This window comes from Paraglaciecola mesophila, from assembly GCF_009906955.1.
Classification (GTDB): domain Bacteria; phylum Pseudomonadota; class Gammaproteobacteria; order Enterobacterales; family Alteromonadaceae; genus Paraglaciecola; species Paraglaciecola mesophila_A.
Map to the genome: position 1 here is coordinate 4,750,190 of NZ_CP047656.1, position 18,871 is coordinate 4,769,060.

Sequence of the window (18,871 nt, forward strand, 5' to 3'; positions counted from 1 at the left end):
CATGTCTTTAGCGTATACCGCTGTTGCACTGCAAACACGATGCTTTGCTGTTAATAAATTAAATGTTGCAGATGCTAGGCAAAAAATGATCGAAAATATAGGCAGAGTGGCTGGTCAAGTACAAGGGACTAAGGGCTTTGTCGGGCCCAGTGTGAAATTAGTCGTATTGCCAGAGTATTTTTTGACCAGTTTCCCAATGGGGGAATCTCTCACTGAGTGGAAAGAAAAAGGCGCGATCGCTCAAGATGGCAGAGAATATGATTTGTTAAGCGAAATAGCCCAAAAAAATCAGGTTTACCTCTCCGGCAATGTATATGAGCTTGACCCCCATTTTAGCGATTTGTATTTTCAAACTTCATTTGTACTCGGCCCTAATGGTGATTGCGTATTACGCTACCGGCGTTTGGTGTCTATGTTTGCTCCGACTCCCCACGACGTGTTAGACAAATACCTTGATGTGTACGGTCAAGACGCATTGTTTCCAGTAGCGAAAACCGAGCTGGGTAATTTAGCGTGCGTGGCCTCTGAAGAAATTCTATACCCTGAAATCAGCCGCTGTTTAGCCATGAATGGCGCTGAAGTTTTGTTACACAGTAGCTCTGAAGTGGGCTCCGTTGAGCTCACACCGAAAGATATTGCTAAAAGAGCACGAGCGATTGAAAATTTAGCCTATGTAGTATCAGCAAATTCAGCAGGAATTGCTGATATAGATTTTCCTGCTGAGTCTACTGATGGCATGTCTAAAGTCGTGGACTTTAAAGGCAGAGTTATGGCTGAAGCGGGAATGGGCGAAAGCATGGTAGCAAATGCAGAGTTAGATATAACGGCATTGCGCCGTTATCGCAATAAGCCTGGAATGGGCAATATTTTGTCTCGCCAGCGTAATGAATTATTTTCAGCGCATTATAATCAAGCTGTGTATCCGGCCAATACCATGCTCAATGCCGCCCAACGGGTTAGCGTGCCTGCGCGCAGCCACTTTATTCAAACCCAGCTCAATAGTATTCAAGCATTAAAGCAGGCCGGGGTCATTTTACCGGAGCATTCAGATGAGTAACGATATGCAAACTTTGGGGGTCATCAACCCACGCACAGGTGAAGAAGATTTTGCTTTACCCTTGTTTAATGAAGAAAGCGTCGTGGCTATTGCTCAAGATTTAAAGCAACAACAAGCTCAGTGGTGGGCGCTGGGATTGAGTGGTCGTATTGAAGCATTAGCGCGTTTAGCTAATGCAATGGCTGAGCATAAAGCGGCGTTAGTTGCCGCTTTGATCAACGATACCGGACGAGCAAGTGAATCCGAATTAGAAGTGGATGTGACCATCAGTGGGATACATCGTTGGTGCAAGCACGCCCCTGATTTATTAGCCAAAGGGAAACCGTGGGCGGCAGAAATCCCATTTATTGAGTTGCAGCAAGACTATTTGCCTTACTCATTAGTGGGGGTAATCAGCCCTTGGAATTTCCCGCTATTGCTATCTTTAGTTGATGCGATCCCGGCTTTGCTTGCTGGCAGCGCTGTGATGATTAAACCCAGTGAAGTGACATCACGTTTTGTTGCGCCATTTAATGAATTGCTTGAGAGCGTACCGGCGCTAAACAAGGTGTTAAGTATTGTCACTGGCGCAGGTGCAACAGGGCAGGCGGTTATTGAAAACGTCGACTCTCTTTGTTTTACCGGCAGTGTGGCTACAGGGCGGCAGGTCGGTAAAGCATGCGCGGAGCGTTTTATTCCTGCATTCTTAGAATTAGGCGGTAAAGATCCAGCTTTAGTTTGCCATGACGCCGACCCCGAACTCGCCGCTAAAGCCTTGTGTTGGGGCAGTATGGTGAACGCTGGGCAATCCTGCATGTCATTAGAGCGGGCATACGTGCATAAAGATATTGCTAATGCTTTCCTTGCTAAACTGGTTGAAAATGTCAACGCGCTAGCCCACAACTACCCAGATATTCAACAAGGGCAAATTGGTCCTATCATCAGTGCGAAACAAATAAAGATTGTGGAAGCGCAATTGCAAGATGCCAAAAGCAAAGGCGCAACGATTTTATGCGGCGGTGAAGTACTTAACCTTGGAGGCGGGCGTTATTGTGCGCCAACAGTGCTCACAGACGTCACTCCTGATATGCAAATTGTTAGCAATGAAACCTTTGCTGCTATCCTGCCAGTTACTGTAGTCGACAGCGACGAGCAAGCGATCGCTTTAGCCAATGACTCTGATTTTGGCTTATCCGCGGCAGTATTTAGCAAAGACGTTGAATATGCAAGGCATATAGCCAGTCAATTAGAAGCGGGAGCGATTAGCATCAATGACGCTTCGTTAACCGCTTTGATCCATGAAGCTGAAAAGCAATCGTTTAAATATTCTGGTTTGGGTGGCTCGCGTATGGGCGCCGAGTCAATCAGGCGTTTTACCCGTAAAAAAGCCTATATTCGCAATACGGGTGTAGCGTCCCCTTGGTGGTTTTAAACCGCCAAGCTGGGATACTGCATCGTTTTAATTACATAAGCATTGATAGAAAGCCGCTTTAAGCGGTTTTTTTATACTTGGATGAACGCTTTACGACGAGTATTAAGCTTTGGTGCAGTGAGTAACTTGAGGCAGTAGTTAAGAATCGTTGTGAATCATGACACTAAAATAGCGGGCTGGGGCAAAGGAAAGAAGAAAAGAGAAAAGAGCGGAAAATGAACGGGTTGTACTCGCTATCGACCAATAAATAACGGCAAACGTAGAACTCGTTTGCCGTTATTTGATGACTCGAAATCCTTGATTAGAAGGGGCAGGGCGCATCTATCTTAGCGAGTTACACGTGCTTTTTTACCTGACTTATCAGCACGACAGATAAGGCAACCAATACACAGAAAATCATAAATGCATTGTGATAGCTACCGTAGGCGTCGTAAATGGCTCCTGTCGCCCAAATGCCTAGACCGCCACCAAAAGCGTCTAATACCGTAATCGTACCCAATAATTTGCCTGATGCTTTTAGCCCAAAGTTGTTTACTGCATTGAGTTGCAATAAAGTGTAAAACCCACCCCACATAAAACCAATTAGGCCTACGGCAATGAGCACAGTATCTTCTCCGGTAAACAACATACCCACTAAGCCAAGTAGCATTAAACTCAAATTTGTGTACAGCACTCGTCTACCGGTGATTTTGTCCGCGACTAAGCCAAATAAGAATTTACCGATAAGTGCGGGAATAAATAACACACTGAGCCCAGCAGCAGCGGCTTGTACGTTAAAGCCTAAGTCCATCAGGTGTAGCACCAGATTGGCCTGAAAGCCCATTATGGTGTAGAAGGTGAACATAGCAATAAATGCAATTGACCAAAATGAACGGGTTTTAATAGCTTCTTTATAGGTTAAGCCGTGTTGAGACAGGTCAGCGCTTTGGGTTTGTGCACTGCCATCAAAACCATAGGGTTTAAGGCCCATGTCCGTTGGGCGATTACGCAGTAAAAATAACGCCAGTAAAAATAAGCTTGATGGAATAAGGGCAGCTAATTGCATTCCCTCACGCCACGTCATGCCATCAGCAAGCCAGCCACCAAATAAAGGGGCCAGTACAGCGCCGCCAAGTGACGTGCCAACCACGGCAATACCGATGGCGGTTCCTCGTAGCTTTACAAACCAATTTGATACCAAAATAACCGCCACGTTTAAACCGCAAGCGAGTAAAACAATTGCAAAGGCAGCGTGTATCAAATATAAATCGCTGATACTTTGAATATTGCCATAGGCGTAAAAGCTTAGGCTGAGCACTATAGTGCCCACCATAATCAGAAACTTAACGCCAATTTTGTCAATTAGCACACCAATGATAGGTGCCAATAGGCCGGTGATAGCGAGGGTAATAAATCCTCTTAGTTTGAGATCGCCCCGAGACCAATCGCTAAACTCGGCCAAAATGGCACCATCGAACGCGGTAATACCGGTGATCACCATGCCGTTGGACACCAATAAGCATGTCATTGCGATAAATACGGTGATCCAGTGCATAGGATGCCCCGTTCGTTTGCCCTTTTTGGATACTGGGCTTTCATTCGACTCTGATACTGACTGCATGGGTATTCCTCTTATATTGTTGTTATTACTCTGCACGGGACAGGGATATTTATTATTGCGTTGGCCAGTTCTTCCCGCCTACCCAATTACCGGCATAAGCATTGAAAGTTTGAATACTAATTGATGCCCATATATCGGCTAGATAATAAGGGTCACTGAAAAGCAGTGTTTTTGCCTGTTGAACCGACGGGGCGTCTAGTATGTATAAAGACCCAACAATCTGTTCCCCTTGTTTTAACGGGCCAGCGACACAAATCTGTGCCATGTTTACTTCCACCCAAGCAAGATGAGCGCCCAAATTCTCAAGACGTTTATCTTGCTGAGATGGGACGTTATCAATACAGTGAAATTGCACTAACATGGTCTTTTCTTGCTCATTTATTGGGAAACAGGACAGATGTAAAGCTGAAGCGCTTAGCGGGATAAATGCTTTGCGCCACGAGAATTAGATCGTCATCTTCTACTGAATAATAGCGCCTGGTAATTTTCATGGCGGCTGAATTTGGGCTTGCTGCGAGTTGTGATGCCAGCGGTTCAGGTAACAGACACGCAGATATTTGCTGTTCAATTTTACCGATTTTTTTATCGTCAAGGGCCTCTATCACTGCATAGATCGCTGTACGAGTATCTTTGAGCATTTCGTCCACTTGATCCAAGTGTGGGCGGCGATATATATGTGAATAACAGATTGGCTTTTTATCGTGAGGCTCGATACGAATACCGCCAATATGAATGCATTCCTGTCCTTCACTCGTATCGAGCAAGGCGGCCTTTTCCTCGTCTAAAACGATCATGTCACTGATCTGTACCTCAAATCGAGTGTGTTGACCAAAGGCCAGTAGATCTTTCACCGAATTAATGAACTGGTTTATCTGTTCAGGCATGGTGTTACGTTTAACCAACGTACCTGAGCCCTGTTTACGTTCAACCAAGCCGGTTTTTTCCACGTAACGCAAAGCTTCGCGGGCTGTGTGACGGCTAATCGAAAACTGCTCACAAAGCTGTTTTTCGGTGGGCAGCAAAGTATTTAACGCAAAATCACCCGATAAAATCTGATTAATGAGCGTCTCGCCAATGGTTTGATACAAAGGCAGTGCGTGCTTACTTGGCTTAGATTTGATTTTAGTCATTTATCCTCGATGGTTATTCGAATAACAGGAAAATACCTGTTATAAATATGTCCGGACAAATCGAAGAGTATAGGAATAAACGTAAATTGCCAATCAATCTTTCACTCACTAAACAGCTGTTAATTGACATTGATCAAAAGTCGGTCACAGCGCAAGATCTAACGCGTGCCGGTGCACACGTGTTGGATTGGGTTGCCTGCGCCAGTTTAGGTGTTGACTCCGCAGCGGGTTCTTCCTATCAGGCGCTGTTAACCCTTGACGCTGGTGGAGTATGCTCAGCGATTGGCCAATCTAAGCCGTTGAGTATGCAAAATGCTGCGTTATACAACGGCGCATTAGGGAATGTATTAGAAATGGATGATATTCATCGCAGCTCAATAGTACATCCCGGGCCAGTGGTTATCCCTGCGGCCCTTGCAGCAGCGCAACAAGTAGGGTGTTCCCTTGAAGTATTTTTACATGGGGTGATTCGCGGTTACGAACTCACCATTCGTTTAGGCGAAGCCATCGGGCGCAGCCACTATGCTTATTTTCACAATACTGCCACGTGTGGTGCCCTTGGGGCCGCCGCGGCGGTATCGACAATTTTTGATTTGACGCTACAACAAACCTTATGGGCGATTGGTAACGCAGGGAGCACCACCGGGGGCTTATGGCAAATGCGCAACGAGCAAGTGCTGACTAAACAGTGGCACAATGCAGAGGCTTGTCGCTCTGGGCTTATGGCTGGGTTTATGGCTAAACACAATCTAAATGGGCCAGAATATATACTGGAAGGTCCACAAGGGATTTTTACGGCTTTATCTTCAGACGCTACCCCTGAATCGTTTTTACGCAAGCACCCACAATGGCGAATTTATGACTGCAGCTTTAAGCCTTGGCCGGCCTGTCGTCATGCCCACCCAGCCATGGATGTATTGCAATCCCTGTTAAGTGAATTTGGTTTCAGCGCTGATGAGGTTTCACGCATAGAGGTGGGAGTGTATCAGGATGCCCAAGTATTTTGTGATAGAGCAGACCCACAAACGACTTTGGAAGCAAAGTTCAGTATCCAGCATGACTTAGCTGCCATGTTATTGTGGGGCACGCCAGCGCTTGAGCACTATCTTCCCGAAGCATATACGCAAGCCCAGTGTGGTGCGTTACGTAAATTAATTCAGGTGAACGTTAGCGAGGATGTTGAACGTCGTTATCCCGCGCACTTCGGTGCCAGATGTACGGTGACACTGAAAAACGGTACGCGTTATGAACGAGAACATATAGATACCTTAGGGGATCCAGAAAATCCGTTAACTCAGGCCCAGCGCCATGCAAAAGTGCATATGCTACTTGTTCAAAGTGGCATGCCTGAACAACAAATACAGCAGTTATGTGACTTTGACTGGTTGCAGTCTGGTGATATTTCCACTTTTAGTACGCTGATGTGTGCACAACAGGGTGAATAAATTATGAGTCAATCTATTAATGCCATTGCTTTGTTGCTCGCCCATATCGAAAACACCCACTTCGACGATTTACCCGATAGCACGATTACCGCCTGTAAAACGTTTATTTTGGACTCGCTAGGTGTGGGCATCAGTGGTTCTCGCGTCCCTCAAGTGAGCAAACTAAAACACGCGGTAAATCAATGGGGTGAGGGCAAGCAAGCTCAAGTGTGGGTAACAGGGGAGTGGTTACCTGCGGCATCTGCAGCTGCTATTAACGGTTACCAAATTCATAATCAAGAATGGGATTGCGTCCACGAGCCTGCAGTAGTGCATCCGATGGCGGTCATCCTTTCTTCTCTGGTTGCCTATGCGCAAGCACACAATCTCAGCGGAAAACAGCTTATTCTTGGTGTGACATTGGCGGTTGATGTAGCCACATTGATTGGCCAATGTGTTACCTCCAGTTTGAAGTTTTTTCGTCCGTCAGTGTGCGGTTGTCTTGGAGCAACCGCGGGTATGTGTGCCATGTCGGGGTTAAAAGGTGAGACCTTAGCCAATGCTCTTGGTATTGCCTATAGCCAAATAAGCGGCACCATGCAATCGCACATCGAAGGCTCCTCTATGTTGGCCATGCAAATCGGGGTTAACGCCGCAACGGCGGTGCGCGCCATCGATATGGCTCAAGCTGGCTTAGAGGGACCAAAAGACATACTTCAAGGACCTTATGGCTACTTTCATCTTTTTGAAGACAGCTACGATTTAGCGCCTTTGCGTGACAAAGTAGGACGTGAATTCCAAATTGAGGTTGTCAGTCATAAACCATTTCCAACCGGCCGCGCCGGACATGGCACGATAGATGGCCTTCAGCGCTTACAGCGCAGTCATGATTTTACGGCACAGGAAGTGGCTAAAATAGATGTTTATGCTCCGCCGCTCATTAATAAATTGGTTGGTCGCCCTATTAAGTCGGGTATGGATGCCAGCTACGCCAAGTTATGCAATGGCTATGTTGCCGCCTGCGCGCTGCTAAAAGGTGATGTAGGGGTAACTGACTTTTCTCCTGATTGTTTGGCCGACCCGCAAATCCTAGCACTTGGGGGGAAGGTGTTTACCCACCTGAATCAGGTTAGCGACCCGAATGCGCTGGCCCCAGTATCTGTCGCTGTCACGCTTTTATCGGGGCAACAATTTCAAATAGAAATAGCGGATGTATTAGGGAGCCCACAAAACCCGTTAGGCCGTCAAACCCAATTGGTAAAATTTCGCGCCGCCTGTGAAAGTGCCGTTAAGCCTTTTGATGAGCATAACATTGCTTTTTTGATAAAACGCATAGACCAACTGGAACAGATCCCCAATATTAATCACTTAGTTGAAGCACTCGTTAGTAATAGGTAATCAGATGAAAAACACGGTTGATAACGCAGTCGGGATACCGGCAAATAACACAAAAAAAGACACTTACCCCACCTATTTTGAGTCCTTCGATTATGCGCAAATGCTCAAAGACTACCCTTTAGGGGACGGAGTCAATGAGACATTTAAGGGCATGAGCCGTGCGCGTTTAAAAGCCTTGCAAAATGAACGCTTTATGGTGGTGGTGAAGCGCGCGTGGGAGATCCCTTTTTACCAGAGAATTTGGGGAAAAGCAGGCGTAAAGCCCCAAGATATTCAGAGTATTGATGACATACAAAAGCTACCGCTAATTTCAAAGTCAGACATTATGGAAAGCGTTGAGCAGTATCCGCCGATTGGCGATTTTCATGGCCTAGATGGCATCCCTGTTGAGCAACGCCCACCTTTGGTATTTCACACCACAAGTGGCACAACAGGTACACCTCAACCCTTGTTGTTTGGGCCGAAAAGTCGCGAAGTACAATCGTTGCTGGTGGCACGCTCTTACCGATTTATGGGCTTAAAGCCCGCAGCAACCATCCAGTCTTGCTACGGTCACGGCATGATCAACGGTGGCCATTATATTCGTGAAGCGGTGACTAAATATACCAATGCCCTCTTTTTATCTGCTGGTACTGGGGTGGAAACACGCTCGGTCCAGCAGGTAAATTTGATGAAAACGTTCGGGGTGAATGTTCTTGTCGGGTTTGTTGACTACATTAAGCGTTTGGCCGATGTGGCCAAAGAAGAAGGGCTTGTGCCAGGTGAAGATATCAAAATCGATATGATTATTGGCCATTTGGGTATGGAAAGTCGCGAAAGCATAGCGAAAACGTGGGGCAACCCAGAATTATTTGATTGGTATGGTGTCGGTGACACAGGCACGATTGCCGCGGAAGGACCTGACCACAATGGAATGTACGTTTGGGAAGATGCTCAGTATTTGGAATTACTTGATACTGACAGTAACGAACCTGTCACGCCTGGAGAAACAGGAAACATGGTGGTGACCTGCCTATATAAAGATGATGTCTACCCCATTATACGCTTCAATACCCACGACATTACACAAGAAATAGTTGGGGAAAATAGCCTTAACTTACCATTTAAACGCATTAAAGGCTTTATGGGGCGCTCTGACAATATGGTTAAGTTGAGGGGGATTAATATTTATCCACAAGGCATTGGTCCTATGCTCGATGAGCGCGATGAATTTCTCGGTGAATTTATTTGCGAAGCCGTTCGCGATGAAACAGGACGAGACGAAATGATCGTGCGTGCTGAGGTATCAAGTCCTGAAGCACAAAGAGAAAGTTTGCTAGGGATATATGCCGCCATTCTAAAACGAAAAATAGGCATCGAAGTTAACGTTGCTTTGGTGGGAGAAGGCGAATTAACACCGCTAACTCAAGTCGATGTGCGCCAAAAACCTATCCGCCTTATAGATAGCAGGTTTAAATAATGGACATCGCATTACTCAGTCAGGATGTGAGCACGCATATCGCCCTGATTAAGGATAAGCAAATTTCGGCGCAAGAATTGGCAGAATTGCAGTACCGCTTTATTCAACAGGTCAATCCTAAACTCAATGCGTTTTTACAAACCGCTTTACCTAAGTGTGCACCTCAAGAGAAGCGCACAGGTTCGGTGTTTCACGGTATTTGTATCGGTGTTAAAGACAATATTGATGTGATGGGGTTTGCGACCACCGCTGGCATGGCGACCCGCATGGGGCGACAAGCGAAGCAAGATGCGTTTGTGATAAATCGTCTTCGTCAAACCGGTGCTCAGTTTATTGGTAAATTGAATATGCATGAGGGCGCGCTTGGCGCTACCAATCAAAATGAACATTTTGGTGACTGCCACAACCCTCATAAACACGGTTTTACACCTGGCGGCTCTTCCGGTGGTTCGGCCGCAGCTGTGGCCTCAGGTATGGTTGGTTTATCACTCGGTACAGATACCATGGGATCGGTGCGGATTCCTGCCGCTTATTGCGGTATCTTTGGATTTAAACCAAGTCGCGGGGCTGTGAGCAATCATGGCTCAGTGACCTGTAGCAGGGTGATGGATAATATCGGACCTATGGCGCGCTCAGCGAAGGATTTAACACTGGCATTCAGTGTAATGAAAGGGTTCGACCCTGCCTGTCCATCGTCGGTTGATTTCAATCTCATTCGTGGCGATCGTTCGGCACATCAACAGGTGTTATTAGTGCCTCAGGACCTAGCGGCGTTAGGGGTAGAGCAAAGTATTATCGAAGATTTCGAGCGCAATTTAGCCGCATTTGTCGATTTAGGGTATACCCTGAGCTACTTCGATTTTAGCGATTATGATTTTGCCGCAGCGCGGCGAGCTGGCTTATTGCTGTGTGAAGCGGATATGCGTATTGAGCATCAAGAAGATTGGCTAAACCAGCCGCAAAAATTCTCAGAATATATGCGCGGCATGTTGTCATATATAGAACGAAAAACCCCCATGGACATGATGCAATCTGAGCGAGTGCTAGATAATGCGAAAACTTTCGCCCGGCAACTGTTCAAGCAAGGCTGCGCCATACTGATGCCAACGGTTTTGCAACGCGCATTTTCGTTTAAAGCGCCAGTACCGGCCAATCAAGCAGACTTAACCAGTTTTGCTAATCAAGCAGGATTACCAGCGGTTTCGTTACCTATGTTAAGTGACCAAGCGTTGCCTGGTGGTATGCAAATAGTTGGTCCTTATGGCAGTGATAATAGGCTACTGGACTTGGCCGAACGTTGGCAAGAGCACACCGACTTTCGCTATATGTTGCCGAAAATCAAATAAAGTGCTGTTCGCAGAGGCGATACGTGTAATACGCCTGAGAAATTCAGTCAATCCTCAGGCGCCTTATTTGGCTTAGCTAAATTTTGAAAACCAAAAAATAAATGCAATTAGCGAACAGGCAAAAATCGGCAACGTGATTTTTTGAGCACGAGTTAAAGCTTGGGTGCGTGTGCGTTTCCAGGTCATCAATACGCCCGTGAATGACATTGTCGTGAGCGCGCTCCCAAAGATAAACCATACAAGTTTCAACCAGAAGCCTCCGAAGTTACCAAAGTGCAGTGGATCGGCATATTCATTTATATAGGCTTGCGTAGACAGCGTGTCAGGTGTTCAAGTATCGACAATGTCATGAGACTGGGGATCGATAAATACCCTAAGCGCTCGATTACGGATAATAGGATTGTGATGGCTTACTCCACGCAACTGTATCGGTGTAGTTTCAGAATAGGGCATATATAAGGCGGTAATCTCCCAGTCCTCATGTGCATCGTAAGCTCGTTTTATGATTGCGTTAAATTCATTTACGCTAATTACATGGTTGTTTGCTCGTGCGTGGGCCAACACAGGTGCAGAAGGCTCAACTCTCGAATCAGCGATGGCACTGCCAAATTCATAAAAGTACCAAGCACCTGTAATCGCTATCAATGTACTAAACCATAGTCCCCAAAGCCCTAGTAATTTATGTAGGTCGCTTAAAAATATTCGTTGGCCATGGCGTAAACGCATACGCCACAGTGCTTTTTGCAAGGTTAAAAAGACAAGGTTAAAAAGACATATATGGTCACTCCCGTTTTATCAACAGGTTTTCGTTTTTCTTTCTCAAACGTTTAAGTGTTACGTTGTCATAATTGGCCTTTTTCAAACAGCTTTTGCATAAAAATGAAATACGGTCTTGTGACATATATCCGGCATCTTTATGGCGATATTCATATGCGCCGTACCCTCATGAGTTTCAATTGAAGTCTTATAAGCCTATGCATCCATATTGCCTCGAAGGCAGTTGTCTTGCTGAGGTTCCAAATAAGACATAACCGTTTACATCATCAATGCTTTTTACCGCTTAGGTCTGTTATGTTTACTCTGTGTGTTGCGTGCTATGCACACGCTTTTTTGACGTCGAATTCGACTTCTTTTGCCATGACTACCCAAATAATCCTTGCCAATTTATTGGCCAATGCCACTACAGCTTTACAGCCATGCATGCGTTTTTTGATATGCTGTGCCCAGCGTCTTAGGTTGTCATCTGTTTTGTCGCACCAGTTCAATACCGCTCGAGCGCCTAAAATTAGCATTTTTCGTAAGCTTTGATTGCCCCGTTTGGTGATACCTCCCATGCGTGATTTATCCCCGCTGGCATATTGTGCTGGGGTTAAACCAATCCAGGCAGCAAATTGCCGACCATTTTTAAAGACGTGGATATCGTTCACGCTGGCTAAGAATGTCGCAGCCACTTTAGCTCCGACGCCAGGCACGTTTAATATACGTTGATAAGCCTTATTGTCTTTGAGTAGTGAAATCAATATTCCATCTTGTTATGTAAACGCTCAATGAAATGCCTGGCCGTAATACTCAATTCATTACCAGCATCTTCTAGGATATCCGGCACATACTTTTTAAGCGCACCGTGTTTAACGGGTAAGACAATACCGTATTCAGCGAGTAGTCCTTTGAGTTGATTACTATCACCAATTCTATTCTTAAGTAATCGTTCGCGGATACGCTGTAGCGACTGAACGTCTTGTTGCTCAACAGATTTTATTTCAACAAAACGCACATTGGGTCGCTGTGCGGCTTCGGCAATCGCCAGCGCATCGTTGGCATCATTTTTATTGCCTCGCACAAAAGGCTTGACCACATGAGCGGGGATACATTTTACTGTATGGCCTAGGGCCTTGAACCTACGGCCCCAAGGGTTAGCTGAATAACAAGCTTCCATCACAACTAAGGTCGGCTCTATTTGGCGCAGCTCATGGAGCAACTTATCTCTTTTTATTTGTTTATTGAATATCACATTATTTTGCTCATCTAAGGCACATAACTGGAACACATTCTTTGCTAAATCAATGCTAACTAGGTTACATTTCATCTCGGTCACTCCATTTAATTGATTGATATTGTTTGATAACTTTTCAATCATGGCAGGTTTTAATGCCTTTGGAGTGACCATCTCAAGCATCCATACAAGCGATTGAGTGTTATGAGCACAATCAGCTTAAGTAATTACGTCATTTTATATGGACGCCCATTTTAAAATAATTCTAAAACGGTTTTTAATCTTGCTAGGTTATTAGCTCTAGCGAAGCCATGTTGTGGTCTGTAGCCATCAACAAATATGAAACTTGTTATTCAATATGAAAGATAGGCTTTCGACCTACAAATTTAATAAACGTCGTTGAGAATTTGAGAACTGCTTTGTCGAAAAGTTTTACCGATCCTGTTCGATTGGGCGCTTTTGAAAATGTCGTTTGTCGGTAGAGACCGAAATAGCATTACACTTTTTTTAGCAATTGCCTTGCATTACCCATCCCGCGAATTCGTTGATGGTGGGTATGGCGCTTAAAGGTGTTCATCATTTGCTCGCCCCCAGCGGCGTAGCAGAAGTGTTTTTCAAACTCAGTGGTTAAGGCTAACCACTGAGCGCTATCTAGTCCCAATCTTTGTAGAATAGGGCTTTGAGTGTTATCTATATAACCTGCCTTATCATCACGAATGCATCGACCTGTGGTATCAATAAGCTCACAATAGTCTTTGAGTGAATACGCAATACCTTTTAGCATGTTTTCTTTCAGGTTTCCCGCAAAGTGCATTAGCGTACTCGGTTGAGCTTGATGATATTTAGCAGCGTGAATACGTTTTTTAATACTGGTGTGTGTTGCTGTTTCAGGTGTTTTGGCTATTTTCGCTCTAATGGGGTTTAAATCCACATAGGCCATACACGCTAGCACGGCGCTTTCATCTAGTAGCGCTTGAGATTTAAATCGTCCTTCCCAAAAACGGCCCGTACAGTCATCTTCTTTATTCGCTTCACGGGCAATATATTCATTTAAGTCACGCATAAACCAACTGATGTCGTACAAACGTTTTCTGTAGATTTCAACAGTGTCATCAAGGGTGATGAGCTCCCCCTGAGTTAAGGTATCACCGTTTATAAATTTTTGAGTGAGTAACGTGCCTTTATGAAGCGTGTGATAACGCTTTAGTACCGATTCGGTATCCCAGTTATCAGCCAGGGGTTTATCCACACAAAGCACCACATGAGAATGATTACTCATCACTGCATAAGCACAAATATCGATTGCAAACACGGTGGATAAAAACAGTAAACGCTCTTCCACCCAGCCACGCCGGTGCTCGTAGCTCTGCCCAGTAAGTTGGTTTGTGCCACACAAATAAGACTGGCGAACACATCGGGACACACAGTGATAATAAGGCGTATCGATTAAACTGATTTGGCTTTTTCGTGACTGGGGCATAACAGTCGACTCAATAAATTGGAACACACAAAAAGTGTAGTTGAGGGATGAAAATTAACCACTTTTAACATGGGTGTCATGGTAATTAGTAATTTGAACCACATAACGCAAAAATTGTTCAACTTGCTCTGCTGTTTCTGCAAAGCGTTAGATACCAATACGCGCCTTGAGGCAAGACAAAGTATGATAACAAAGCTTGAAAATTCTAATGAAGTTGTTGCTAATAAAATTCATACTATTTTTCAAAATTCTTATAAAGTTGAAGCTGAGCTTATTGGTGTCGTGGATTTTCCACCTCTATTACGAACAGTTATAGATATAACCCGCTCTAGAACTGACTTTTATGGCTTTAGTGATAAGAATTGTCTCGCAGCAATAATTGAAATAGAAATAAAAATAAACGAAAAGAATTTAGATATTCATAGTTTAGCTGTCGATCCCAATTTTTTTAGGCTAGGTATAGAAGGTAAATTAATTGCTCGTGCGCTAAAGTCATTTGATATTAATGCTGCTACAGTGGAAACCGCTGTTCTAAATAAGCCAGCAATTAGTGTATACAAAAAACATGGCTTTATTGAATGTAAAAGATGGACTCCATCACATGGCATTGAAAAGTTAGCAATGTCGGTTAAGGTAAGCTAGCGAACTAGGCATGAATGTGCGTTTGACGACTATGGTTCTCGCATACTCCAATATTCCCAATGACTGCTTTTGACCCTACGCACTAACTCTAGGCTCGTCGAAACTGATCCCATCCTACTGCGTGATCCACTCTAAGCCACAACAGCATATCGCAGGCTAAATAATGGAACATATCAAGATTGAGTTATTGATATGGCCTGATGGCATCTATGCATTTTCGATGTTGTGAAACGCCATAAAGACTATTTTCCTCCTGCGCTTTTGAAAGCTTATCTTGATGCATTTTGACCTCTATTTGGCCGTGTAGCCTTGCCGATTTGCTGGCTTTTAAAAGCCTAACGCCGCATTTATTGTCTTTGTGATTTCTCCGAAAGCCCTGTTATTCGCTGTTTATAAGCCGGTGACATAGACAAATTGATATTCATCATTCTGGATTAATTAGCCCTAGCGTAGAGTTTTATTCAGGGTTGGGTGGTAAGCAAATCACGCGTCATTACCAATTATCCCGACTAAGAATAATTATATATTACAAGGGTCAATTTATGTCTTTTCTGGAAATGTATCAGTTACCCATTTTGCGTTGGTTACATATCGTAGCTATGGTCTACTGGCTGGGCGGCGAGTGGGGGGTATTCCAAACCTCGTTTAACGTGATTAACCGTAAATTGTCGATGGATGAGCGTCGTCGTCATATGGAAACAGCGTATCGTATCGATATTCTGGCGCGAACTGGGATCATCATGTTGCTGCCACTAGGTTTACACATGGGACACATTTGGGGAGTGCAGCCATTAGGGGGTAACTGGTTAACCGGTATGTGGATCTTATTTGCTCTATGGTTAGGTTTATGTTGGTCCGCTTACATCTTCCGCGAAACCGATACGGGTATTCGTTTGACCAAAATTGACGAGGGCATTCGCTTTGTCGTGATCCCTGCGTTAATGATCACCAGCCTTTGGTCATTGTTTGGTGATGGCCCCTTAATGGCTGAAACCGGGCAGAAATGGTTCTCTATCAAAATGTTTTTATATGCCTGTACTTTGGTGATTGGTCTTAAATTACGCTTTATCATGCGAGAATGGACCGAGTTGTTCCGTCAACTTGCAATGGGCGATAATGCTGAGGTTGAAGCCACTCTAGACCGTTCCATTCGATTTGGTAGAAAACTAGCATACCTTTACTGGATACTCATTTTAACGGTCGCGTTTTTTGGTGCGGTTAAACCTATGTAATATGCAATCATGGTTAAACAGTGATACAAAAACCGCCACTTATTAGTGGCGGTTTTTGTATCTGCATTCGTTAGGTTTTCAGCTGTAGCTTTTGAGTCAATAACTCTTCTACTCGTTAGACGGTTCAGGTGTGAGGTCCATCCGGTATTGAAAACGGTCAGGGTGGTATAAAGCAGACAGGTAGTCTACTAGGTTTTCATTTTCATCATATGAGCGACGAGTCAAACTTAACAAGGGAAAGCCCACTTCCACGCCGAGTTCTTTAGCAACTTGCGCCGTTGCCGCAGAGGCACTTAAAATTTGCTTTACATGCTTGATTTCTATTCCATTTTTACGAAATATTTCAAGCCGAGTAGTTGTTTCTAAGCTGGCTTTTTCATTGAACTTATTTAGCCCTTTACTCCAACTCACATAATAGCCGAACGCTTCATGTAAGCGGCTTCTCACGCGGGTCATTTTCAATAAGGTTTCGCCTTCAACTAGCGCAAACTCTTCTGCTATTTCTGCCGGTGGGCGGGCAGTCGTTAGTTCGACTACTCTTGCCTCTGAGTGCTGGCCCATAAATTCTAACTCTTGCAGCATTCCGACTAAGGGTGCTTTGACTGGTTTGGGCTGATATTTATGAGTGACATGCGTGCCTTTAGCGCGGCGTCTTGCTACTAGGCCTTCGGCGGCAAGTTCGTCTAGCGCGCGTTTAGCGGTGATCCTTGAAATGCTGAATGCTTGAGACAGGCCTAGTTCAGTTGGTAGCTGCGATCCATCTTCTAAACTACCGTTTAGTATATTCTGTTTAAGCAGGCTGTATAGCTGATAATAAAGGGGCGTAGGGGACTCTTCATTTAACTTGGTCTGGTTGAGCGAAGCAAATTGAGCATCAAATGACATGGGCTATCCATCTCCAATTTTGGGTGGTTCAAGAAAATGATATATCAATATAACAAGATAACATAAATAGTGACGCAAGTCTTTTGTCAGAGGTGAGCACAAAGATCTGTTGTCACAAATATATTTATCCTGTAATGTCCTAATGATAGAACAATAGGTTTTAGTTTGCTGAAGCAACTAATAGAGCTTAAAAGCACATCAATAAAATTGTCAGGAGAACGCTTTGAATACCGATACTCTACCTAAGCAAGATATGTTGACTGCCATGATTTCAATCTTAGGCAAAGACAATGTGTTAACCGATGATTACTCCACCAGTTTGTACGCCCAAGACGTATTTACCAAAGATATTCCAGCCGCCGTGGTTGTCAGTCCAGGTGACAAACACGAGTTATCCCATGTGCTTAAAATAGCGACAGAATTCAAGATGAATGTGGTCCCTCGAGGGGGCGGTATGTCATATACCAAGGGCTATGTGCCAGTGAAAAGCCAAAGCGTTATGATTGATCTTGGGCGCATGGATCGTGTTTTAGAAATAAACACTCAAGATATGTACGTCACCGTAGAAAGCGGATGCACTTGGAAAAAGCTCCACGAAGCACTTAAAGGCAAAGGCGTAAGAACACCATACTGGGGGACGTTATCAGGCAGTAAAGCCACTGTAGGTGGCGGTTTATCACAGAATTCTATTTTTTGGGGGTCAGGTCAATTCGGCACCGCGGTGGATTCTGTCATCGGTTTAGAGGTGGCGTTAGCTGATGGAACATTAGTGACTACAGGCTCAGGGGCACAAATTAATGGTAGCCCTTTTTTCCGTCATTATGGCCCTGACTTAACCGGTATTTTTACCTGTGACAATGGCGCGCTGGGCTTTAAAGCGACTGCCACATTCCGTTTGATACCTGAATTACCCGCAAAAGGGTTTTTAGCTTTTGACTTCAAACAAGGCGATGATTGCATTGCGGCCATGAGCGAGATTTCGCGCCAAGGACTGGCCATGGAGTGCTTTGGTTTTGATCCCTTTTTACAAGCCCTTCGCTTAAAACGTGAAAGCTTAGCCAAAGATGTAAAAGCATTGGCAGGCGTGATGAAGTCATCCGGCTCGTTTCTAGGTGCACTGAAAGATGGGGCTAAGTTGGCGATGGCAGGGCGAGGCTACATGAAAGATGTGGGTTATTCGGTACAAATTATTGTTGAAGACCGCATTGATGCCGCCGTTGAAGCACGTATGAATGACATTCGTGCTATCGCCAAGCAATTTAACGGCAATGAAATTGAAAATAGCATTCCTAAAATTACCCGTTCTAATCCATTTGGGCCAGTCAACAATATGCTTGGGCCTCAAGGTGAACGCTGGGTGCCTGTACATGGTTTGTTTCCACACTCTAAAATTAAGCAGGCTCATGACGGGGTTGAAGCTATTTTTGCACAACATGCCGCTGACATCGAAAAGTTTGATATTGGTGTGGGTTACTTGTTTGCTGTGGTGGCCAACAACTGTTTTGTACTGGAGCCCGTATTCTTTTGGCCTGATGCCTACACAGAAATTCACGAGAAAAGTGTAGAGCCTGACTACCTAGCAAAAGTGGGTAAACATGAGGAAAACCTGCCAGCCAGAGCCAAGGTACACCAAATTCGTACCGAGTTAAGCACATTCTTTAAAGATCTAGGGGGCGTGCATTTGCAAATAGGCAAAACGTATCAGTTTAAAGAGGGGATTGAGCCTGACACCTACAAGATGATCCAAGGTATAAAATCAATCGTTGACCCTGACGGGCGAGTTAATCCTGAAACACTGGGATTAGGGTGAGTTT

16 protein-coding genes and 1 pseudogene are annotated in these 18,871 nt (G+C 44.7%); 9 read left to right on the top strand and 8 right to left on the bottom strand.

Annotated elements, in window-relative coordinates:
- Window position 1 precedes the first annotated feature (1 nt).
- Window positions 2-1,057, top strand: a complete 1,056-nt coding sequence (locus tag FX988_RS20390) for a nitrilase-related carbon-nitrogen hydrolase (protein WP_160181896.1) — start codon at window positions 2-4, stop codon at window positions 1,055-1,057.
- On the top strand, window positions 1,050-2,468 hold the full coding sequence (locus FX988_RS20395) for an aldehyde dehydrogenase family protein (RefSeq protein ID WP_160181897.1): 1,419 nt from the start codon (window positions 1,050-1,052) through the stop codon (window positions 2,466-2,468). Before FX988_RS20390 ends, FX988_RS20395 begins: the two co-directional genes overlap by 8 nt.
- 334 nt (window positions 2,469-2,802) lie before the next feature.
- On the opposite strand, the gene FX988_RS20400 is transcribed toward FX988_RS20395, so the two are convergent.
- From FX988_RS20400 to FX988_RS20410, 3 genes are read right to left on the bottom strand one after another with little or no spacing between them, the layout of a single operon-like run.
- A complete protein-coding gene (locus FX988_RS20400; RefSeq protein WP_160181898.1) occupies window positions 2,803-4,068 on the bottom strand; it encodes an MFS transporter in 1,266 nt (421 codons plus the stop codon).
- Window positions 4,069-4,120: 52 nt separating this feature from the next.
- Window positions 4,121-4,429 carry a YciI family protein gene (locus FX988_RS20405; protein ID WP_160181899.1) on the bottom strand — a complete coding sequence of 103 codons (309 nt, stop codon included), beginning with the start codon at window positions 4,427-4,429 and terminating at the stop codon, window positions 4,121-4,123.
- 13 nt (window positions 4,430-4,442) lie between these two features.
- A complete protein-coding gene (locus FX988_RS20410) occupies window positions 4,443-5,198 on the bottom strand; it encodes a GntR family transcriptional regulator (protein ID WP_160181900.1) in 756 nt (251 codons plus the stop codon).
- Window positions 5,199-5,284: 86 nt separating this feature from the next.
- Here FX988_RS20410 and FX988_RS20415 point away from each other — a divergent pair, with 86 nt between their 5' ends.
- From FX988_RS20415 to FX988_RS20430, 4 genes are read left to right on the top strand one after another with little or no spacing between them, the layout of a single operon-like run.
- Window positions 5,285-6,643, top strand: a complete 1,359-nt coding sequence (locus tag FX988_RS20415; RefSeq protein WP_160181901.1) for an MmgE/PrpD family protein — start codon at window positions 5,285-5,287, stop codon at window positions 6,641-6,643.
- A gap of 3 nt (window positions 6,644-6,646) precedes the next feature.
- Window positions 6,647-8,020: an MmgE/PrpD family protein gene (locus FX988_RS20420; RefSeq protein WP_160181902.1), complete on the top strand. Its 1,374-nt coding sequence runs from the start codon at window positions 6,647-6,649 to the stop codon at window positions 8,018-8,020.
- Between the two features lie 4 nt (window positions 8,021-8,024).
- Window positions 8,025-9,479 (top strand): phenylacetate--CoA ligase family protein, encoded by a 1,455-nt coding sequence (locus tag FX988_RS20425; RefSeq protein ID WP_160181903.1) that lies wholly within the window; start codon window positions 8,025-8,027, stop codon window positions 9,477-9,479.
- On the top strand, window positions 9,479-10,825 hold the full coding sequence (locus FX988_RS20430; RefSeq protein WP_160181904.1) for an amidase: 1,347 nt from the start codon (window positions 9,479-9,481) through the stop codon (window positions 10,823-10,825). Before FX988_RS20425 ends, FX988_RS20430 begins: the two co-directional genes overlap by 1 nt.
- 72 nt (window positions 10,826-10,897) lie before the next feature.
- Here the strand turns inward: FX988_RS20430 and FX988_RS21920 are convergent, their stop codons facing one another.
- From FX988_RS21920 to FX988_RS20450, 4 genes and pseudogenes are all read right to left on the bottom strand, one after another.
- Window positions 10,898-11,074 (bottom strand): hypothetical protein, encoded by a 177-nt coding sequence (locus tag FX988_RS21920; RefSeq protein ID WP_368361556.1) that lies wholly within the window; start codon window positions 11,072-11,074, stop codon window positions 10,898-10,900.
- 81 nt (window positions 11,075-11,155) lie between these two features.
- Window positions 11,156-11,551 (bottom strand): PepSY-associated TM helix domain-containing protein, encoded by a 396-nt coding sequence (locus FX988_RS20440; protein ID WP_160181905.1) that lies wholly within the window; start codon window positions 11,549-11,551, stop codon window positions 11,156-11,158.
- Window positions 11,552-11,919: 368 nt separating this feature from the next.
- A pseudogene (locus FX988_RS20445) lies at window positions 11,920-12,911 on the bottom strand (IS110 family transposase).
- 403 nt (window positions 12,912-13,314) lie between these two features.
- Window positions 13,315-14,298 (bottom strand): transposase, encoded by a 984-nt coding sequence (locus FX988_RS20450; RefSeq protein WP_160181906.1) that lies wholly within the window; start codon window positions 14,296-14,298, stop codon window positions 13,315-13,317.
- Window positions 14,299-14,481: 183 nt separating this feature from the next.
- Here FX988_RS20450 and FX988_RS20455 point away from each other — a divergent pair, with 183 nt between their 5' ends.
- The gene (locus tag FX988_RS20455; RefSeq protein WP_160181907.1) at window positions 14,482-14,940 is read left to right on the top strand and encodes a GNAT family N-acetyltransferase; all 459 of its coding nucleotides are present in this window, start codon (window positions 14,482-14,484) and stop codon (window positions 14,938-14,940) included.
- Window positions 14,941-15,482: 542 nt separating this feature from the next.
- Window positions 15,483-16,172, top strand: a complete 690-nt coding sequence (locus FX988_RS20460) for a hypothetical protein (RefSeq protein WP_160181908.1) — start codon at window positions 15,483-15,485, stop codon at window positions 16,170-16,172.
- Between the two features lie 108 nt (window positions 16,173-16,280).
- Here FX988_RS20460 and FX988_RS20465 read toward each other — a convergent pair whose 3' ends face one another.
- Window positions 16,281-17,057: a GntR family transcriptional regulator gene (locus FX988_RS20465; protein WP_160181909.1), complete on the bottom strand. Its 777-nt coding sequence runs from the start codon at window positions 17,055-17,057 to the stop codon at window positions 16,281-16,283.
- A gap of 223 nt (window positions 17,058-17,280) precedes the next feature.
- On the opposite strand from FX988_RS20465, the gene FX988_RS20470 reads away from it, so the two are divergent.
- Window positions 17,281-18,867 (top strand): FAD-binding oxidoreductase, encoded by a 1,587-nt coding sequence (locus FX988_RS20470; RefSeq protein WP_160181910.1) that lies wholly within the window; start codon window positions 17,281-17,283, stop codon window positions 18,865-18,867.
- The last annotated feature ends 4 nt before the right edge of the window (window positions 18,868-18,871 follow it).

Coding starts and splice junctions, on each gene's coding strand:
- FX988_RS20390 (WP_160181896.1), top strand. CDS start 2: ATGTCTTTAGCGTATACCGCTGTTGCACTGCAAACACGATGCTTTGCT.
- FX988_RS20395 (WP_160181897.1), top strand. CDS start 1,050: ATGAGTAACGATATGCAAACTTTGGGGGTCATCAACCCACGCACAGGT.
- FX988_RS20400 (WP_160181898.1), bottom strand. CDS start 4,068: ATGCAGTCAGTATCAGAGTCGAATGAAAGCCCAGTATCCAAAAAGGGC.
- FX988_RS20405 (WP_160181899.1), bottom strand. CDS start 4,429: ATGTTAGTGCAATTTCACTGTATTGATAACGTCCCATCTCAGCAAGAT.
- FX988_RS20410 (WP_160181900.1), bottom strand. CDS start 5,198: ATGACTAAAATCAAATCTAAGCCAAGTAAGCACGCACTGCCTTTGTAT.
- FX988_RS20420 (WP_160181902.1), top strand. CDS start 6,647: ATGAGTCAATCTATTAATGCCATTGCTTTGTTGCTCGCCCATATCGAA.
- FX988_RS20425 (WP_160181903.1), top strand. CDS start 8,025: ATGAAAAACACGGTTGATAACGCAGTCGGGATACCGGCAAATAACACA.
- FX988_RS20430 (WP_160181904.1), top strand. CDS start 9,479: ATGGACATCGCATTACTCAGTCAGGATGTGAGCACGCATATCGCCCTG.
- FX988_RS20440 (WP_160181905.1), bottom strand. CDS start 11,551: ATGCGTTTACGCCATGGCCAACGAATATTTTTAAGCGACCTACATAAA.
- FX988_RS20450 (WP_160181906.1), bottom strand. CDS start 14,298: ATGCCCCAGTCACGAAAAAGCCAAATCAGTTTAATCGATACGCCTTAT.
- FX988_RS20455 (WP_160181907.1), top strand. CDS start 14,482: ATGATAACAAAGCTTGAAAATTCTAATGAAGTTGTTGCTAATAAAATT.
- FX988_RS20460 (WP_160181908.1), top strand. CDS start 15,483: ATGTCTTTTCTGGAAATGTATCAGTTACCCATTTTGCGTTGGTTACAT.
- FX988_RS20465 (WP_160181909.1), bottom strand. CDS start 17,057: ATGTCATTTGATGCTCAATTTGCTTCGCTCAACCAGACCAAGTTAAAT.